Origin of the sequence: Paraburkholderia sp. JHI869, assembly GCF_038900775.1 — a bacterium.
In the GTDB taxonomy this organism is placed as follows: Bacteria; Pseudomonadota; Gammaproteobacteria; order Burkholderiales; family Burkholderiaceae; genus Paraburkholderia.
The window spans coordinates 116459-132948 of sequence record NZ_JAYMSC010000001.1; the positions used below are offsets into that span (position 1 = coordinate 116459).

The following is a 16490-nucleotide window of genomic DNA, read 5'->3' on the forward strand; positions in this document are numbered from 1 at the left end:
GTGTGCAACAGATAACGCAGGCGCTCGCCTGCGTTTTTGCCGACATGGCGCGCACGGGGTATCATCACGACCTCGTCGGTAATACATCAACACCCCCCCAATACGATCCGGACACCTCGCGTAAAGCGCAAGGTGAGCATCGGCGCGCGCCTTCGCAGGCCGCCGCGTGCGGTGCAGATCGACATCTCAAGCTTGCAGGAAGAGTCATGAAACGAGTTTTGGCGGGGTGGGTGTTGTCTACGCGGTCGTCGGAGGACGTCGCCGCAGCCGTGCGGGAAACCGCATGAGCGTCGCGATTGAGTACATGTGCCGCGCGCGCCGCGTCGGCCCGCTTGCCGCGCGTATCGCTGGCGCCATTTTCGGCGGCTATGCGCTGGGCGCACTCGCAAGCGTGGCTGCGCTCGCGTTGCCCATCAGCGCGCCGCAAGGCGTCATTACCGGCATGCTGGCGAGCTTCGTTTTCTACGCAGGCGCGGTGATCTGGGTATTTCTCGCGCGAAGCGCGCGGCGCGCGTGGGCCGGTCTGCTGCTCGCGGCGCTGCCGCTCGCGCTGGCGGCGTGGTGGGCTTTGTCGTCGGCTTCGTCGTCGGTTGCGTCCGCAACGTCCTCGGCATCCCTGGTAGCGGCCGCGGGGGGCACGCACCAATGAAGCCTGCGGACAAACAACCGCTAGCGCGCGGCGTGCGCCAGAGCATGTCCGATCTCCATACGTGGGCTGGCCTGCTTGTCGGCTGGATTCTCTACGCGATGTTCCTGACCGGTACGGTGAGCTACTTCAAGGAGGAGATATCGCAGTGGATGCGGCCCGAAATCGCACACCAGCAGGTCGCGCCCGACCCGGCAGCCGTCGCGCAGCGCGTGAACGGGACGCTCGAAACGCTCGCGGCGGGCAGCCCGCAGTGGAGCATGCAACTGCCGGACGCACGCAGCAATATCGCCAGTGCGTTCTGGCGCATGCCGTCCAATGGGCGAAATACGGCTTCCGGCAAGCGCACTTTTGGCGAAGCGACGTTCGATCCCGCAACGGGCAACAAGGTCAGCGCGCGCGACACACTGGGCGGTGAATTCTTCTATCGCTTCCATTTCCAGTTCTATTACATGCCGGTGATATGGGGGCGCTGGCTGGCGGGCCTGTGCGCGATGTTCATGCTCGTGGCGATCGTGAGCGGCGTGATCACGCACAAGAAGATCTTCGTCGACTTCTTCACGTTCCGTTGGGGACGGGGCCAGCGATCCTGGCTCGACGCCCATAACGCGCTTTCGGTGTTCGGCCTGCCGTTCCATCTCATGATCACGTACACGGGGCTCGTTACGCTGATGACGATGTATATGCCATGGGGTGCGCAAACCGCGCTGAAGACGCCCGCGCAACGCGAAGCGCTGGCCGCGCAGATGAGCGCGTATATCCAGCCCGGCAAGCCGCTTGGCGTGAAAGCACCCCTTGCGCCCGTCGATGCGATGGTGCGCGAAGCGCAGGCGCGCTGGGGACGGGACAACGTGCTGCGCGTGACGGTGACGAACCCCGGCGACGCGAGCGCGCGCGTGGCGGTTTCGCGGGGCGAGGCCGCGCGCGTGTCGATGAGCCCGCAGTATCTGCTGTTCGACGGCGTGAGCGGCAAACTGCTCAGCGTGAACGACAGCGTGGGCGGCGCGGCGCAAACGCGTGGCGTCCTGTACGCGCTGCACATGGGCCGCTTCAGCGACCTGCAGTTGCGCTGGCTGTATTTCCTCGTGAGCCTCGCGGGCACGGCAATGGTCGGCACCGGACTCGTGATGTGGACGGTGAAGCGCCGCCAGAAACTGCGCGATCCCGAACGGCCGTACTTCGGCTTTCGTCTCGTGGAGCGCTTGAATATCGCGAGCATCGCCGGCCTTTCCATTGCGATGGCGGGCTATTTGTGGGCGAACCGTCTGCTGCCGGTCTCGCTGACGCATCGTGCAGAAGCGGAAATCAACGTGTTCTTCGCGATCTGGGCCGCCACGCTGTTGTACGCGCTCGCGCGGCCCGCGAAACGCGCGTGGATCGAGTTGCTGTGGCTGGCGGCGGCGTTGCTGGCCTGCTTGCCCGTGCTCAATGCGTTGACGACGCAGCGCCCGCTCTGGCGCAGTCTCGCGGATGGCGACTGGGTCTACGCCGGCTTCGATCTGATGATGTGGGCGCTCGCCGCGCTGCACGCCGCGCTCGCGGTGCGCACAGCGCGGCACCGGCTGCGTGCGAAGGCGGCGGTGGGCCGCGCCCGCGTTGGCGCGCTCGCGGCGCAGGAGGACGCATGATGCCGGTTTTTGCCTTGATCGTGTGCGTGCCCGCTTTTGCGTGTCTCGCGCTGGCGATGGAGCGCCATCAGGAAACGCTGTTCGGCGCGCGGTTGTCCGCCGCGGTTTCCCGCGTTGTGCGCTGCACCGGACGGAGCGCGTTGCTCGCCGCGCTGTGGCTGGCGGTGGCCGGCAAGGGGTGGGCACTCGGGCTCGTCTGGTATTGCGGCTGCACGAGCTTCGCGGCGGGAGTGGTGTATGGACTCCTGATTGTTTGCGAGCGGTGGTTGCCAGTCCGTTAGAGGGTGTCACGGCATTTGCAAACATGCCGGTTTTAGCGCCTTATTTAAGCTGCGGTTACAGAGCGTTCACTTTCATCCGCGCCGCATTGTGTGTCTTGCGCCGACAACGGCACCAATTTCACGACGAGGCCACTCCGGAGCTAGCGACTAATATAGGAACACCGATTACCCGGTGCGTGAAGGAGTTGCAAACATGAAAAAGCTTGCGCTTATGTTGCTTCCTGTTCCGCTTTCCATACTGGCGCCGGTGGCTCAAGCGCAAAGCAGCGTCACCCTGTATGGCGTGATCGACGAAGCCTTTCAGTTCGTCCACAACGCCGACGCTGAGGGGAAAAACCTGTATCGGATGCAAGGTGGCAATCTGCAAGGGTCCCGCTGGGGATTGAAGGGAACGGAAGATCTGGGCGGCGGCCTGAAAGCGATCTTCCAGCTCGAAAGTGGATTCGACATCAATAGCGGCAAGATGGGCAGCTACAACGGCAATACCTTGCTATTTGGCCGTCAAGCTTTCGTAGGCTTGACGCACTCGCAGTACGGCACGGTGACATTTGGCCGCCAGTACGACCCGGTCGTCGACATGGTCCAGCCGCTTACCGCAGACAATTACTGGGGCAGCACCTTCACCACGCCGGGCGACGTGGACAACAACGACAACAGCTCCCGTACGAATAGTGCGATCAAATACCTCTCGCCGAATTTCGCGGGCTTCCAGATCGAAGGCATGTATGCGTTTGGCGGCGTGGCGGGCGCGACGGGTTCGCAGCAGACCTGGTCGGCGGCGGCGAGCTACGTGACTGGCCCGTTCAGCATCGCGGCGGGCTACGTCCGTATGACTAACGCCAACTCCACGATTCCTCGCACCGGCTGGACCAGCACTTCGGACGGCACGTTCGACGGCGGGTTTCAGAACCTCGCTTACGAAACCGCCAAGTGGGTCGGCATTGGTTCCGTTGCCCTGCAATACGTGGCTGGACCGTTTACGTTCGGCGGCCGGTATAGCAATGCGCAATACAAGGCCGACGCGCAATCGCTTTTCCCATCCAACCAGCGCTACAACGTTGCCGCCGGCTTCGTGAACTATGCGATCACCCCGGCGTCTCTCGTCGGTATTGGCTATACGTGGACACATAGCGCGGGCGACACCTCGGCGACCTATAACCAGGTTTCGCTGGGCGGCGACTACAACCTCTCCAAGCGTACCGACGTGTATCTCGTCGGCGCGTGGCAGCATGCCAACGGCACGCAGCGCGTACCGACCGCAACGGGTTCCATCCTGACCACCGCGGTCGCTTCCGTGGCGGACTACGGGCTGAACGCAAGCTCAAGTTCGCAAATCATGGTGAGCCTCGGCATCCGTCACAAGTTCTGATCTCCCGCGGTCTCTGTCTCCGCATCGCTTCCGCGCCCGCCGCACCGCATGGCCGCACCGGCCATGCGCCGGCGGGCGCGTCATTGAGCCTGCCGGCCGCTGCCGGTCACGGTAGGACCATGGTCTGATTGTCTTCGCGGTGCCGCTCCCACATCATTGAACAGACCACCGGGCCGGTTGCACGGCGTGGTGCTTGCCCGCGATCGGGCGTCGTGCCAACCGCACGACTGTCGCTTTCCAATCTCCCGCCGATAGCAGCAGGCGTAATCGGCGCGCTCTCGCACGTGCCCAAGGAGTTGATATGGATGCCTATATAAATCGCAAGACTGGCGCCCTGTGCGCCGCCGTGCTGCTTCTGGTGAGCGCCGCGCAGGCTACGCCTATTGCCTATCCCGCCAAGGGGCAGAGTGCGCAGCAACAGCACGCGGATGAATCGTCGTGCTACTCGTGGGCGAAGAGCAACACGGGCATTGACCCGAAGCAGGTTGCGTCGACGCCACCGCCGCCTTCGGGCCCGGCGGTGGGCGGCGGCGAACGTGTGCAGGGCGCGGCGCGCGGCGCGGCGGGCGGCGCGGTGATCGGTGCGATCACGGGCGACGCGGGCAAGGGCGCGGCAGTGGGCGCGGCCGCTGGAACGATGGTGGGCGGATCGCGTGCGCGGCAGAACCGGCGTGCGCAGCAGGCCAACTCGCAGCAACAGCAGCAGGGCGCGATCGACACGTTCAATCGGGCCTTCGCGGCGTGCATGCAGGGGCGCGGCTACACCGTCCAGTAGCGGTGCGCGTTGCGCGCGGTGGCTCGGCGCGGCGTAAGACCAAGGTCCGATTTGTCCTGTCCGCCGCGTCTGACAGTATGTAACTCAACGATGAGCAACACTAAGCAACGGTGAGCGAGCAACGTCTCATTCTCGCGTGACGTTCGATCCGCATGCGTGAGTGCCGTGTCCGGGCTGTAAAAACTCAATGGAGGAGAACAATGAAGCGACGGATTTTTGTGCTTACGGCGGCGGCCGCGGCTGGGCTGGCGGTGACGGGTTGCAGCACGACCACGAGCAGTGGGACGAGCGGCGCAACCGACACGGCGAAACGCCAGGAGATCGATGCGTCGGTGGACGGCACGCTGTCGCGGCTGTTCTCGACGGTCCCAGGTTCGCAAGAACTCGTTTCCAAGTCGCAAGGCGTGTTGGTGTTTCCTTCGGTCGGGAAGGCAGCGTTCATTATCGGCGGTGCCTATGGACAGGGCGCATTGCGCGTAGGCGGATCGACAGTCGGCTACTACAGTACGGCGGCGGCTTCGTTCGGCTTGCAGGCAGGGGTGCAGTCCACCGCCGTGATCTTTTTCTTCATGACGCAGGAATCGCTCGACAAATTCCGCAATTCGAAGGGCTGGTCGGTTGGCGGTGACGTTGCCGTTACGCTCGTCAAGGTCGGTGCGAATGGGCAGATCGACACGAGAACCGCAACGGCGCCAGTTCAGGCGATCGTGATGACCAATACGGGCATCATGGCCGATGCGTCGGTGGCCGGCACCAAGGTGACGAAGCTTGATTTGTGACAGGGGGTCGCGATGCCTTACCTCAAGTGGGTTGTAACAGTTACCATCGTCGCCGCGGCGCAGCTTGCCGCGGCCCAGGGCCAGACGACGGCAAACGTGACGCACGCGCCCGGCAAGGCAACCGTCACCGGTATGCACACGGTGACGGCGACCATCACGAAGATCGACGCGGACACGCGTACCGTCACGCTCAAGCGTGAAGACGGCAAGATGGTCGAAGCCGAGCTGGGGCCGGAAGTCAGAAACTTCGCTCAACTTAAGGTTGGCGATGTCGTGACCATGGCCTATAAGGAATCCCTCACGCTGAGCCTGAAGAAGGGAGGCGACGGCGAGACCTCGGTGCAGGAAACGCCGCAGGTCCAGCGCGCAGCCGCTGGCGAAAAGCCCGGCGGCATGGTCGGGCGAGAGGTGAAGGTCACGGCGAATGTTGTCGCTGTCGACACGAAAACGAAAACGGTCACCTTGATGGGACCCGAAGGGGGGACGATGGATCTGAAGGTCGAGGATCCCCAACAGCTGGCAAACGTGAAGGTCGGCGATCAGGTCGAGGCAGTGTATACGGAAGCGTTCGCCGTATCCGTCAAGCCTGCACACAAGTAGTAGTCGCGCGTGGGGCAGCCGCTTGCGCTCAGGATGCCGGCCGGCGCGTACCACGGCGCCGGTCTGGGTGTCACCATCGCTAACCGAACGCTGAGTCATATGAACAACGTGACACGATCCGTGGCCGTCGTCGACGACGAGGAGTCGGTCGGGCGAGCGATCCAGCGCCTGTTGAAGTCGGTCGGCATCGACTCCGACGTGTACACCAGTGGCGAGGCATTTCTCGGCGCGCTGGCGGCTGAGGCGCCTCACGCGCCGGTGTGCGTGGTCCTCGATATCCAGATGCCCGGCATCAACGGTATCGAGGTGCAGCGCAGGCTGGTGGGCACCGGCATTCAGTGCATCGTCATTACGGCGCACGACGATGCGCGCGTGCGCGAGCAGGCTCAGGCAGCCGGCGCGGTTGCCTACCTGCGCAAGCCGTTCGACGACTCCGCGCTCATTGGCGCGGTCCATGCGGTGCTCGGCGTGGCGCCGACGGGCTGATAGCCCGCAGGCCGAAACGGTGCAGCGACGATGCAGCGACCACGACATGACTGGATCGAGGAAGGCCCTGCCATGAAGCGCGCCGAGCTTCTTGTTTGCCACGATTGCGATCTCATGCAGCGCGGCGCGCCCTGTCCGCCTCGTGGCACGCTGCGTTGCCTGCGCTGCAACGCCGAACTGGAGCGCGATCTTCCGGAAAGCCTCGGGCGTGCGCTCGCGTTCTCGTTGGGCGCGCTCGTGCTGTACGTGATTTCCAACCTGTATCCGATCGTCGGGCTCTCGGTGAACGGCAATCTTGTGCGCACGACACTGTGGCATTCGGTCGAGATTCTCTATGTCGACGGCATGTGGCCCATCGCGGCGCTGGTGTTCGCCACGACGATTCTGATGCCGGGCATGCAGGTCGTATGCCTGCTGGCCCTCCTCGTTCCGCTTGCGGTGAACCGCGCGCCCTGGCAGGCGCCGCTCCTGTTTCGCGTGATGTACACCGCGCGGCCCTGGGGCATGACCGAGGTGCTGATCCTCGGCCTGCTGGTCGCGCTCGTGAAGCTCTCCCATATCGCAACGGTCGTGACGGGCGTTGCATTGTGGTCGTTCGGCGCGTTGATGCTGGTGCTCGCGGGCGCGAGCGCGGCATTCGACGGCAGGCAGTTCTGGTCGCGCGTGGCGCGCGCGACGCGCCCGCTCGTTGCAGCCAACGCAGCCAGCGTGACAACGAACGTCACGCCTGAGCGCGTGGCCAGCGCACGCGGCGCGCGCGCTGCGGGCCCGCTCACGGGCGCTGCGTGCGGCATTGCGCGCTGCCATGCGTGCGGGATGCTCGCGCGCATGCCGGCGGCCGCGCATGCCGCGACGTGCCCGCGTTGCGGCAGCGCGCTGCATATGCGCAAGGTCGCGAGCCTGTCGCGCACGTGGGCGCTTCTGGTCGCGGCGATCGTGCTGTATGTGCCGGCGAACGTGCTCCCTGTCATGGACACGAGTTCGCTGTTCGGCACGCAGAAGGACACGATCATGAGCGGGGTGGTGTATTTGTGGGTGTCGGGCTCCTGGCCGCTCGCGCTGCTCGTGTTCATTGCCAGCATCGCCGTGCCCATGCTGAAAATTCTCGGGCTTTCGTATCTGACGTGGTCCACGCAACGCCGCTGGACATGGCTGCCCGAGCAGCGCACGCGCATTTACCGGCTCATCGAGCTGGTCGGCCGCTGGTCGATGCTCGACATTTACGTCATCACGATGCTCGTGGCGCTGGTGCAGTTCAACGCGCTCGCCACGATCAAGGCGGGGCCCGCCGCGATCGCTTTCGGCGCCGTCGTGATCCTCACGATGTTCGCTGCGAACATGTTCGATCCGCGTCTAATCTGGGACGCTGTGGAGCGCGATGATGGCGGGTCCTGAAAACGACACCGGACTACCGGACCTGCCCGAGGCGAAGCCCGTGCACGGCTCGCGCTGGCGCATGCAGATCGTCTGGCTCGTGCCGATCGTCGCGGTGCTCATTGGCGGCTGGCTTGCCGCCAAGGCGATCATCGAGGAAGGCCCGACCATCACGATCAGCTTCAAGACCGGCGATGGCCTCGAGGCCGGCAAAACGAAGATCAAGTACAAGGACGTCGATATCGGCGTGGTGAAATCGGTCACGCTCTCGCCCGACCACAAGCGCGTGATCGCGACGGGCGAGCTCGTGAAAGATGCAGCGAGCATGCTCGTCGACAACACGCGCTTCTGGGTCGTGCGCCCGCGCATTTCGGGCGGCACGGTTTCGGGCCTGGGCACGCTGCTCTCGGGCTCCTATGTCGGCATGGACGAAGGCAACGCCACGAAGATGCGCCACGACTTCGTGGGGCTCGAAGTGCCGCCGGTGATCCCGAGCGACATTCCAGGGCGCGAATTCGTGCTGCATAGCACGAACATGGGCTCGCTCGATGTCGGCTCGCCGGTGTTCTTCCGCCGCTTGCAGGTGGGCCAGATCGCGTCCTACGAGATGGACCCGAACGGCAAGGGCGTGACGCTGCGCGTGTTCGTGAACGCGCCCTACGACCGGTTCGTGCGCAGCGATACGCGCTTCTGGCACGCGAGCGGGCTCGATGTGTCGCTAAGCCCCGATGGCGTGCAGATCAACACGCAGTCGGTCGTGTCGCTGCTGATCGGCGGCGTGGCGTTCGAATCGCCCGATGCCGATACCGGCGGCGATTCGCCCGAGGCCGACGCCAACTCGAAGTTCGAACTCTACGCCACGCACGCCGACTCGTTGAAGGAGCACGACCGCATTGTCGACACCTACGTCGTGACCTTCTATGACTCGGTGCGCGGGCTGACCGTGGGCGCGCCCGTCGATTTTCGCGGCGTCGTGATCGGCGAGGTGACAAAAATCTACACGCGCTTCGACCCGGTCAAGAAACAGTTCAGCATTCCTGTTGAAATCAATCTGTATCCGGAGCGCTTTACGTCGCGCTTCAAGGGTGGCAAGCCGGCCGGCCGCCTCGTTGCGGAACCGCGCCAGCTTGCCGAGACGCTGATTTCCAACGGCTTCCGGTTCCAGCTGCGCTCGGGCAATCCGCTCACGGGACAGCTCTATGTCGCCTTCGACGTTTTCCCGGACGCGCCGAAGGCCAAAATCGACTGGTCGAGAACGCCGCCCGAACTGCCCACTGTGCCGCGCACGCTGCAGTCGTTGCAGGATTCGCTCACGCGGCTGCTCGCGAAGCTCAACGGCATTCCGTTCGAGGCGATCGGCGCGAACGCGCAGCGCACGCTGCAAAGCGCGAACGACGTGATGGCGAAGCTTGGCACCGACGTCGTGCCGCAGGCGCACGACACGCTCTCGGCCGCCCAGTCCACGCTCAACTCGGCCACCGACGCCTTGCAGCCCGACACTCAACTCCAGCAGAACACGAGCGACGCCATGCGTGAACTGGCCCGCACCGCCGCCTCCGTGCGCATGCTTACGGATTATCTCGAGCGCCATCCCGAGGCCGTGGTGCAGGGCAAACCTGGAGGCAAGCAGTGAACCGCCGCAAAGTGACCCTGTGTATCGCATTCGCCGCTGTGGCGTGCCTGACCGGCTGCTCCTCGCCGTCGCCCAAGTTCTATGCGTTGCGCGCCGACGGGACGAGCGCGGCGACGCCCGCTGTGCCAACCAGCGCCGCTTCGCTCGATGTCGTCGTGGGTCCCGTGACCGTGCCCGACATGGTGGACCGCCCGCAAATCGTCACGCGCAATCCTGACAACACGATCGAGATGAACGAGTTCGCACGCTGGGCCGCGCCGCTCAAACTGGACATCGGGCGCGTCGTGGCTGCGGACCTCGCGCAGCGGCTCGGCACGGCGCGCGTTTCGACGATCGATGTGGGCGCGGCCACCCCGCCGGTCTGGCGCGTTCGCGTGGATATCACACGCATCGACAGCGTGCTGGGGGACTCGGTCACGATCGACGCGCAATGGGTCGTGCGCCCGCCCGGTCATCAGGCGCTGACGCTCGGGCACACGGTGGCGCATGAGCAGGTGACGAGCCAGGACTACGGCGCGCTCGTGGACGCGCACGATCGCGCACTCGCCACCATCAGCGCCGATATTGCGGCGGCGATTCGCGCGGACCATCCAACAGTTGGCAGTGCGACGGATTGAGCGCTCCGCGGGCAATCTCATGAAGACGTTGCGTTGTGCGTTGCTGGCGTTGAGCGCAGCGCTGGCATTGGCGGGCCGCGATGCGTCGGGCAGCGTGCCGCGCAACGAGGACACGCCAGAGGGACTCTTCGCGGTGCTCGACTATGTTGTCGCGCCCGCCGAGCAGGCCTCCGCACAGAGCGCGGTTGCCTTGCGCGACGCCGGCGTGGAGCAGGAAACGGTCAAGGCGCGCATCGTGGAGGCCTGGTTCTACCGGCTGCGAGCGGACCCGGCCGTCGTCGTCGCCGTGCCCGGCGGCGTGGCGGGCCTCGAAGCGCGGCTGCGCGACGACGCGGCACGCGATCGCTTGATCCGCGGCGGCATTGCGCGCCTGACGCCGGAAGATCGGCAGGCATACTTCACACTGCTCGCGAAATACATGGGCCGCGCGGCGCATGGCGATTGCCAGGGGGTTGCGAGCGTACAGGACATTGCCGGTCGCATTTCGATCGGCAGCATGAGCGATGCCGACACGGCCGAATATTTCTCGTTGCTTTATCGCATGGTGATCCGCTCGGTGCTCGCCGCGCCGCTTACGCTGCCCACGCCGGTGGCCTACCAGAGGGCCTTGCAGCATCTGGACGAGGCGGTCAACGCTGCGCTTGCCGGCGATCCGCAATCCGTGGCGCGGCTCGAGCGCGTCACCAATGGCGGCCCTGGCGCCACGATGGCCGACATCTGCTGGGCGAGCGCGGTGCTCATGCGCTCAACCGCGGCGATGAGCGGACCGGATCGCGACGCGCTGCTGCTTTACATGCTCGGCGAGGACGCGCCGACGCACACGCCAGCCCCCGACACCGCGCACGCGCCCTGATCGCGCCTGTGCTGCTCGTCAGGGAGCAGCCTTCGACCAGCCGGGGCCCGGATCGAAAGACGTCATCGCTTCGGCTTTCGCCGCGCCATCCGGGCCGAGGTCGCGCTCGTACACCTGGCCTTCGTGGCTCACCATGAACGTCTTGATGCCCGTGTCGCCGTAGCGCACCGGCCACGCAACGACGGCGAAGCCGCCGAAGAGTTTTCCGTCGACCACGTAGTTATACGCACCGCCCGGCGCGTGCGGACCCTGGGAGGTCAGCAGCTTGTAGTGGTAGCCGTAGTAGCCCGCGCTTTCGGTGTTGCGCGTCCCGGCGGTGAGGAATGCGACGCCTAGCGGACTTGGCTCGGCGTCGGGGCCGGTTGGCCAGTACAGGCCGTCCTGTTTGCCCGGCGAACTCGCGAGTTTGCTGGCGTAGACCAGCATCTTGCCGCCGTCGTGATACGTCTGCGCATATTCGCGCTGCGCGTCGTAGACCGCGAGCAGCGCCTGCATCACCGAAAGCTCGTTGCGGCCAATGCGGCGATCGCGCATTTCCTCGACCCCTTCGTGCATGTCGAAGTGCCAGCCTTGCGCGGTTTTGACGAGCGGGATCGGGAAGGTCCAGCCGTCGTCGCCGACGGCGATGACCGCATGATTTGCATCGGTATCCTTAATGGCGTGCGAGACCTTCCATTCGCTCAGGAATTTTTCGCGGATCTCGGCGCCGAGCGGTGGTATGAGCTGGCGGAAATCGGCGCCGAACAGCGTGCGCAATTCCGCCTCGTTGTTGCCGGCTATGGCGTCGCCGAACGCGGTCATCGCCGCGTCGGGCGTAGAGAAGGCGCTTTGCCCGGCGGCCGCGCAAGGTCGCGGGGCGAACGCCAGCAGTGCGACGGCGATAGCCGCTGCGACGACTGCCGATGCAGCCGGACGGAGAAACTCATGTCTGTTCATGGCTGTTCTCCTTAGCGTCTGCCGCCACCACGACCACCACCACCGCCGCCGCCACGCATCCCGCCGCCGCCGCCGCTCGGACGATTGAACCCTGAGGACTGAACGCTGGAGCGGCCGCGGCTCGCGTCGCGCTGGGTGGCGCCGCCCGCGCCCACACCCTGGAACGCGCCGTCACGTCCGCCGCCGCCGTAGCTGCCGCCCCCGCCACCGCCATACCCGCCGCCTGCCCCGGTGCTCACGCGATTGCTCGCGCCGGCGTTGTTGCCCACGCCGCCGCGATTGCCCCCGGCACCGCTATTGCCGACGTTCCCGCGATTGCCGCCTGCACCGTTGTCGCCGATGTTCCCGCGATTGCCGCCTGCACCGTTATTGCCGACGTTCCCGCGATTGCCCGCCCCGCCGTTGTCGGCAAGGTTCGCGCGATTGCCGACACCCGCGTTATTGCCCGCGCCCCCGCGGTTGCCGAGATTGCCCTGGTTGCCGCGGTCCGCGCCGCCGCCCGCGCGGTTGCCGGCCCGATCGGCCACGTTCGCGCCGCCCTGGCCATTCTGGCCGTTGCGGCCGCGATAGTCGCGGCGCCCGTCAGCACCCCCCACGTTGTTGCCGAATTTCTCGCGCGTGGCATTGTCGCGGTACGCCACGCCCTGGCGGTGGCTCGAATCGTGTTTCCACTTGCCGTTCTGGACCTTCGTGCTGTCGAAGTTGCGGTTGACGTTCCTCGCCTTGTTCACGTTGATGTTGACGTCGCCGCCGCCCCAGTTGCAGTTGCCGAAGATCGCACCGGCGGCGGCGAGGCCCACGCCCCACGCGAAGCCGGTCATCAGCGCGCCGCCGGGGTAATACGCGGGAGAGGGCGGCCAGTAGTACGGCGGGTAAGCCGGATAGCTCCACGCACCGTATACGACCGTGGGGTTGTACGCGGGCACGTAGATCACCTGCGGGTTGGCCGGCTCGATCTTCACAATCGTCTGGCCGCCTTGCGCTGGCGGTTGTTCGACCACGACGTTCTGCTGCTCGTTGCTCTTCAGGTTGCCTGCGTCCTGTGCGCGCGCACGCAGGCGCTGCACCGCGGCAAGCACATCCTTTTCCTGGGCGAGGAACGCGTCACCGAGCTTCTGGGTCCAGTCGAGTTTGTCGTTCATCGGTTCGAGGGCCTGCGGGAACGCGACGAGCGATTTCACGCTCGTGTCCCACGGCTGGTCTTGCACCGCCTTCACGGCGTCGTCGCCCTTCACCTTCGGGTGCTCTTTGACCCAGCGCGCCGCATGCACGATTTCCAGCGGGTAGGTCGAGGCCATCAAGACCTGCGCGAGCACCGAATCGGGATAGAGCGCAATGGGCGCGACGAGCGCCTCGAGTTCCTCGGGTTTGTACGGAGCAGGCTGCGGCGCGTCTTGCGCGCGCAGCGCCTGGGCGCCTGCGAACAGCAACGCGAACACGAGCAGGCAGACCGTGTACAGGCGTTGTTTGATCCATGTGGTCATGGCCGATCCTTCCATTCGTTTGCTCAACCGGACTACGGGACGGATAGCGACAACGTGAAGGGGTGAGCGCGTGCGCGCGCATTCTTTTTCGAGTGTGGCGAGGCGGGGAGGCCCACGGGTATAGTCCGGTAAGCCGCGTTGTGCTGGCAATCGGACCAGAGTCCTATTGACACTGGAACGGCTGCGCAACGATGCTATTCGCTCGCCAAGGCCGGCAGCGTCGATACCTGGAGGTCCAAAATGAAAATGCTGATGTTGCGTGTGGCTGCGCCGTGCGCGATGGCGCTCCTGCTTGGCGCGCCCGTTTTCATGTCTGAGGTATATGCACAAGTAGGGACGATGGGTACGAAGCAGATGCGGGACGTGCAGCGCAAAGCGGAGCACAAGGCCCGTTCGAACCAGTCTGCGCAACAGAATCAGCAAAATACGTCGCAACATCATGCGGCGAGCGCAGCCGCGCCCGCATCGGCGCCTTGATCGACAACGGTGCTCAGCCAGCCGTCACACACTAAAGGTGTGACGGATTCTCTACAGCCATTTGGCGCGGTTCCTTGCCGAAATAATCGCGGCCGTCATTTCATAAAGAACAGAATAGATAATTCGCATGACAAAACGCAGGTCACTATTCATTCTGAATAAAAACGATTGCGCGATCAATTATCAAAAGAAAATAGAATGTTCGCAAATATCTTCCGCAAATAGTCAGTTTATATACGTCAATGCAAGCGTATTCAAGGCCTGAGGCGCTTGGAGGGCAACGTGTGCGGAAAAAATTATCGAAAACAATTGCGCGCGGGGGCAATCATCGGCAATTTCTTTCATATAATTAACGCGCGGTGAAAGCATGCAGCCACGCTGTTGCGCAACAATGATCCTATCCATTCTTTTCTTCAACAACTGACTCATTCTCCGCAAAAGCCGGAGCGTTCTCGGAAAATCAAAAGCAGGCGGTAGTCAGTATTGGGGTGCAACCTGCCCCGAAAAACGGCCGGAATTCTGGTGCTCGTCAAATCCGTTCCGTTCGGCGCTGAAACGTTTGAAACGCTTTTCAGCGCGGAACGGGGCAGCGTAGTCGGAGGACACCGTGATCAGGGCAGACATGGGGAACGAAAAACTAAAACTGAACAGATCGAGGGCCGAGCACGCAGCGTCCAGCCTGCTGGCGTGGCTCGACAGGATCAAACCACGCGGTTTCCCGAACGGGAGGGCATTGGCCTGGCAAAACGACCGTCGCGCATCGGCGCAGGCCACCCAAGGCATTGCGCAGAGCCTGCACAGCGTCCTCGAAGTCGTGCCCGCGGCGGCGTTGGTGATCGACGAAGCGGGCAGCGTCGCCTGGGCGAATGGCATGGCCACCCGTGTGCTCGGTTACGCCCTGGGCGAATTGATCGGCATGCGTATTGAGAACGTGCTGGTCGCCTGGCGCAAAGACGATCGCCCCGTATCGTTCGCCGCATTGGAGACCGAGCAAGGCCGGCCGCACAGCGTGACGCGCGTGGCCATTGCGCGGGCCAAGAACGGCGCCGATATCGACGTGCACGTGAGCGCTTCGGCGTCGCTCGCCGCAGGACCTGCGGCGCGCATGGTGGTCGTCATCGAACCGGAAAGCCACGACGCCGCGCTTGCGGAACCCGGCAATGAACCGCGCCGGCTGCGCCGCGAACGCGCGTCCGAAGTGGGCGACATGGCCGCCGCGCTCGCGCATGAGGTCGACCAGCCGCTCACAGCCATTCTCAGCAACGCGCAGGCGGCGCAGCGCTTTCTCGCCCAGAACCCGCCGGCCATGAGCGACTTGCGGGAGCTGCTTGGCGAAGTCGTGTCGGACAGCACGCGCGCGCACGCGATCATCCGCAAGATGCGCCAGTCGGCGCGATGTGAGCCGCCCGAGATGTGCCCGGTCGATGTCGGCAGCCTCGTGCGCGATGTGATTCGCCTGCTGCGCCGCGAAACGGAAACCTGCGGTGCGGCAGTCGGCGCGCGGATCGACGACGGTCTGCCGCAAGTGCACGGCGACGTGGTTCAACTGCAGCAGGTGCTCGTCAATCTGCTGTTGAATGCGCTCGACGCGGTGCACGACTGCCAGGCGGAAGATCGGCGGGTGTGCATCATCGTCACGGCGAGCGAGGATCGCGGCAAGGTGCGCCTCGCTATCCGCGATCATGGGCCCGGTGTCGACGCCGACCGGCTCGTCACGCTGTTCAAGCCGTTCATGACGTCCAAGCCGCAAGGGCTGGGTCTTGGTCTCTCCATCAGCCGCACCATCGTGATGGCGCACGGCGGCCAGCTATGGGCCGAGCGCAACGCCGATACCGGCTTGACGTTCCATATCGAACTTCCCGCGGAGGGCGCGTACGTGCAGACAAATACGCGTTTTTCACCATGACCTCGCCAACTTCCATCGTGTTCGTCGTGGACGACGACGAACACGTGCGCAACGCACTCAGCCGCTTGCTGCGATCCGGCGGCTACACGGCCGAAGCGTACGGCAGTGCCAGCGCCTTCCTGGACGGCGCGGACCTGACGAGCGCGCCAGCGTGCCTGTTGCTCGATCTCCAGTTGCCTGACCTGAGCGGCATTGAATTGCAGCGGCGGCTAGAGGGCAGGGTGCCGATCGTCTTCGTTTCCGCCCACGGCGACATGGGCACGGCCGTGCAGGCGATGAAGGCGGGCGCGTCGGATTTCCTGACGAAGCCGATCGACGCGCGCGTGCTGTTCGAAGCGACATCGCGCGCGCTGGAACGCGCTTGCCAGTTATTCGAACAACGCGAGCACCGCGCGGAGATCCAGCGGCGCGTGGAAAAGCTCACGCCGCGCGAGCGCGAGGTCATGGCGCTCGTGGTGACTGGCAGGCCGAACAAGCTCGTGGCCGACGAACTGGGCGCGGCGGAGAAAACGATCAAGATTCACCGCGCGCGTGTCATGGAGAAGATGAAAGCGAATTCGCTCGCCGATCTTGTGCGGCTCATGACCACGTTCGACTCCGGCGTGCCGGAGCCGCATCCGCTTTCGCATACCGGCTGAGGGGATCA

Annotated in this window: 18 protein-coding genes; 15 read left to right on the forward strand and 3 right to left on the reverse strand. The window is 64.7% G+C overall.

Translation table 11 applies throughout. The annotated features are described in order from the left end of the window. The first annotated feature begins 2 nt into the window (after positions 1 to 2). The 13 genes from VSR72_RS00555 to VSR72_RS00615 all read left to right on the forward strand — a co-directional run bounded on the left by VSR72_RS00555 (position 3) and on the right by VSR72_RS00615 (position 11041). The gene (locus VSR72_RS00555) at positions 3 to 287 is read left to right on the forward strand and encodes a hypothetical protein (protein WP_342950464.1); all 285 of its coding nucleotides are present in this window, start codon (positions 3 to 5) and stop codon (positions 285 to 287) included. Further along, positions 284 to 649: a DUF3649 domain-containing protein gene (locus VSR72_RS00560; RefSeq protein WP_342950465.1), complete on the forward strand. Its 366-nt coding sequence runs from the start codon at positions 284 to 286 to the stop codon at positions 647 to 649. Before VSR72_RS00555 ends, VSR72_RS00560 begins: the two co-directional genes overlap by 4 nt. Then, positions 646 to 2274, forward strand: coding sequence for a PepSY-associated TM helix domain-containing protein (locus tag VSR72_RS00565; RefSeq protein WP_342950466.1), 1629 nt, complete (start codon positions 646 to 648; stop codon positions 2272 to 2274). Before VSR72_RS00560 ends, VSR72_RS00565 begins: the two co-directional genes overlap by 4 nt. Further along, on the forward strand, positions 2271 to 2555 hold the full coding sequence (locus VSR72_RS00570; RefSeq protein ID WP_342950467.1) for a DUF3325 domain-containing protein: 285 nt from the start codon (positions 2271 to 2273) through the stop codon (positions 2553 to 2555). Before VSR72_RS00565 ends, VSR72_RS00570 begins: the two co-directional genes overlap by 4 nt. 193 nt (positions 2556 to 2748) lie before the next feature. Further along, the gene (locus VSR72_RS00575) at positions 2749 to 3924 is read left to right on the forward strand and encodes a porin (RefSeq protein WP_342950468.1); all 1176 of its coding nucleotides are present in this window, start codon (positions 2749 to 2751) and stop codon (positions 3922 to 3924) included. A gap of 301 nt (positions 3925 to 4225) precedes the next feature. Continuing rightward, positions 4226 to 4699, forward strand: coding sequence for a glycine zipper family protein (locus VSR72_RS00580; RefSeq protein ID WP_342950469.1), 474 nt, complete (start codon positions 4226 to 4228; stop codon positions 4697 to 4699). Positions 4700 to 4899: 200 nt separating this feature from the next. Then, positions 4900 to 5478 carry a YSC84-related protein gene (locus VSR72_RS00585; RefSeq protein WP_342950470.1) on the forward strand — a complete coding sequence of 193 codons (579 nt, stop codon included), beginning with the start codon at positions 4900 to 4902 and terminating at the stop codon, positions 5476 to 5478. 12 nt (positions 5479 to 5490) lie between these two features. Next, on the forward strand, positions 5491 to 6078 hold the full coding sequence (locus VSR72_RS00590) for a hypothetical protein (RefSeq protein ID WP_342950471.1): 588 nt from the start codon (positions 5491 to 5493) through the stop codon (positions 6076 to 6078). A gap of 99 nt (positions 6079 to 6177) precedes the next feature. Continuing rightward, entirely contained in the window at positions 6178 to 6564 is a 387-nt protein-coding gene (locus VSR72_RS00595) for a response regulator (RefSeq protein WP_342950472.1), read from the forward strand. A 72-nt stretch (positions 6565 to 6636) separates the two neighbouring features. Then, the gene (locus VSR72_RS00600) at positions 6637 to 7959 is read left to right on the forward strand and encodes a paraquat-inducible protein A (RefSeq protein ID WP_342950977.1); all 1323 of its coding nucleotides are present in this window, start codon (positions 6637 to 6639) and stop codon (positions 7957 to 7959) included. Further along, a complete protein-coding gene (locus tag VSR72_RS00605; RefSeq protein ID WP_342950978.1) occupies positions 7946 to 9571 on the forward strand; it encodes an MlaD family protein in 1626 nt (541 codons plus the stop codon). Before VSR72_RS00600 ends, VSR72_RS00605 begins: the two co-directional genes overlap by 14 nt. Next, positions 9568 to 10188, forward strand: a complete 621-nt coding sequence (locus VSR72_RS00610; protein WP_342950473.1) for a PqiC family protein — start codon at positions 9568 to 9570, stop codon at positions 10186 to 10188. Before VSR72_RS00605 ends, VSR72_RS00610 begins: the two co-directional genes overlap by 4 nt. Before the next feature lie 19 nt (positions 10189 to 10207). After that, positions 10208 to 11041, forward strand: coding sequence for a hypothetical protein (locus VSR72_RS00615; protein WP_342950474.1), 834 nt, complete (start codon positions 10208 to 10210; stop codon positions 11039 to 11041). Between the two features lie 18 nt (positions 11042 to 11059). Here the strand turns inward: VSR72_RS00615 and VSR72_RS00620 are convergent, their stop codons facing one another. The 3 genes from VSR72_RS00620 to VSR72_RS00630 form a co-directional block, all read right to left on the reverse strand. Continuing rightward, on the reverse strand, positions 11060 to 11977 hold the full coding sequence (locus tag VSR72_RS00620; RefSeq protein ID WP_342950475.1) for a DUF2950 domain-containing protein: 918 nt from the start codon (positions 11975 to 11977) through the stop codon (positions 11060 to 11062). A gap of 11 nt (positions 11978 to 11988) precedes the next feature. Then, positions 11989 to 13461, reverse strand: a complete 1473-nt coding sequence (locus VSR72_RS00625) for a DUF3300 domain-containing protein (RefSeq protein ID WP_342950476.1) — start codon at positions 13459 to 13461, stop codon at positions 11989 to 11991. A gap of 954 nt (positions 13462 to 14415) precedes the next feature. Next, positions 14416 to 14643 (reverse strand): hypothetical protein, encoded by a 228-nt coding sequence (locus tag VSR72_RS00630; RefSeq protein ID WP_342950477.1) that lies wholly within the window; start codon positions 14641 to 14643, stop codon positions 14416 to 14418. A 28-nt stretch (positions 14644 to 14671) separates the two neighbouring features. Here VSR72_RS00630 and VSR72_RS00635 point away from each other — a divergent pair, with 28 nt between their 5' ends. Beyond that, complete coding sequence (locus tag VSR72_RS00635; protein WP_342950478.1) at positions 14672 to 15844, forward strand: HAMP domain-containing sensor histidine kinase; 1173 nt, start codon at positions 14672 to 14674, stop codon at positions 15842 to 15844. After that, positions 15841 to 16482 carry a response regulator gene (locus VSR72_RS00640; protein ID WP_342950479.1) on the forward strand — a complete coding sequence of 214 codons (642 nt, stop codon included), beginning with the start codon at positions 15841 to 15843 and terminating at the stop codon, positions 16480 to 16482. The genes VSR72_RS00635 and VSR72_RS00640 overlap by 4 nt, the downstream gene beginning before the upstream one ends. Positions 16483 to 16490: the final 8 nt, after the last annotated feature.

Bases quoted from the DNA above. Each gene is read 5' to 3' on its own strand.
- VSR72_RS00560 (WP_342950465.1), top strand. From the start codon at position 284: ATGAGCGTCGCGATTGAGTACATGTGCCGCGCGCGCCGCGTCGGCCCG.
- VSR72_RS00565 (WP_342950466.1), top strand. From the start codon at position 646: ATGAAGCCTGCGGACAAACAACCGCTAGCGCGCGGCGTGCGCCAGAGC.
- VSR72_RS00570 (WP_342950467.1), top strand. From the start codon at position 2,271: ATGATGCCGGTTTTTGCCTTGATCGTGTGCGTGCCCGCTTTTGCGTGT.
- VSR72_RS00575 (WP_342950468.1), top strand. From the start codon at position 2,749: ATGAAAAAGCTTGCGCTTATGTTGCTTCCTGTTCCGCTTTCCATACTG.
- VSR72_RS00580 (WP_342950469.1), top strand. From the start codon at position 4,226: ATGGATGCCTATATAAATCGCAAGACTGGCGCCCTGTGCGCCGCCGTG.
- VSR72_RS00585 (WP_342950470.1), top strand. From the start codon at position 4,900: ATGAAGCGACGGATTTTTGTGCTTACGGCGGCGGCCGCGGCTGGGCTG.
- VSR72_RS00590 (WP_342950471.1), top strand. From the start codon at position 5,491: ATGCCTTACCTCAAGTGGGTTGTAACAGTTACCATCGTCGCCGCGGCG.
- VSR72_RS00595 (WP_342950472.1), top strand. From the start codon at position 6,178: ATGAACAACGTGACACGATCCGTGGCCGTCGTCGACGACGAGGAGTCG.
- VSR72_RS00600 (WP_342950977.1), top strand. From the start codon at position 6,637: ATGAAGCGCGCCGAGCTTCTTGTTTGCCACGATTGCGATCTCATGCAG.
- VSR72_RS00605 (WP_342950978.1), top strand. From the start codon at position 7,946: ATGGCGGGTCCTGAAAACGACACCGGACTACCGGACCTGCCCGAGGCG.
- VSR72_RS00615 (WP_342950474.1), top strand. From the start codon at position 10,208: ATGAAGACGTTGCGTTGTGCGTTGCTGGCGTTGAGCGCAGCGCTGGCA.
- VSR72_RS00620 (WP_342950475.1), bottom strand. From the start codon at position 11,977: ATGAACAGACATGAGTTTCTCCGTCCGGCTGCATCGGCAGTCGTCGCA.
- VSR72_RS00625 (WP_342950476.1), bottom strand. From the start codon at position 13,461: ATGACCACATGGATCAAACAACGCCTGTACACGGTCTGCCTGCTCGTG.
- VSR72_RS00640 (WP_342950479.1), top strand. From the start codon at position 15,841: ATGACCTCGCCAACTTCCATCGTGTTCGTCGTGGACGACGACGAACAC.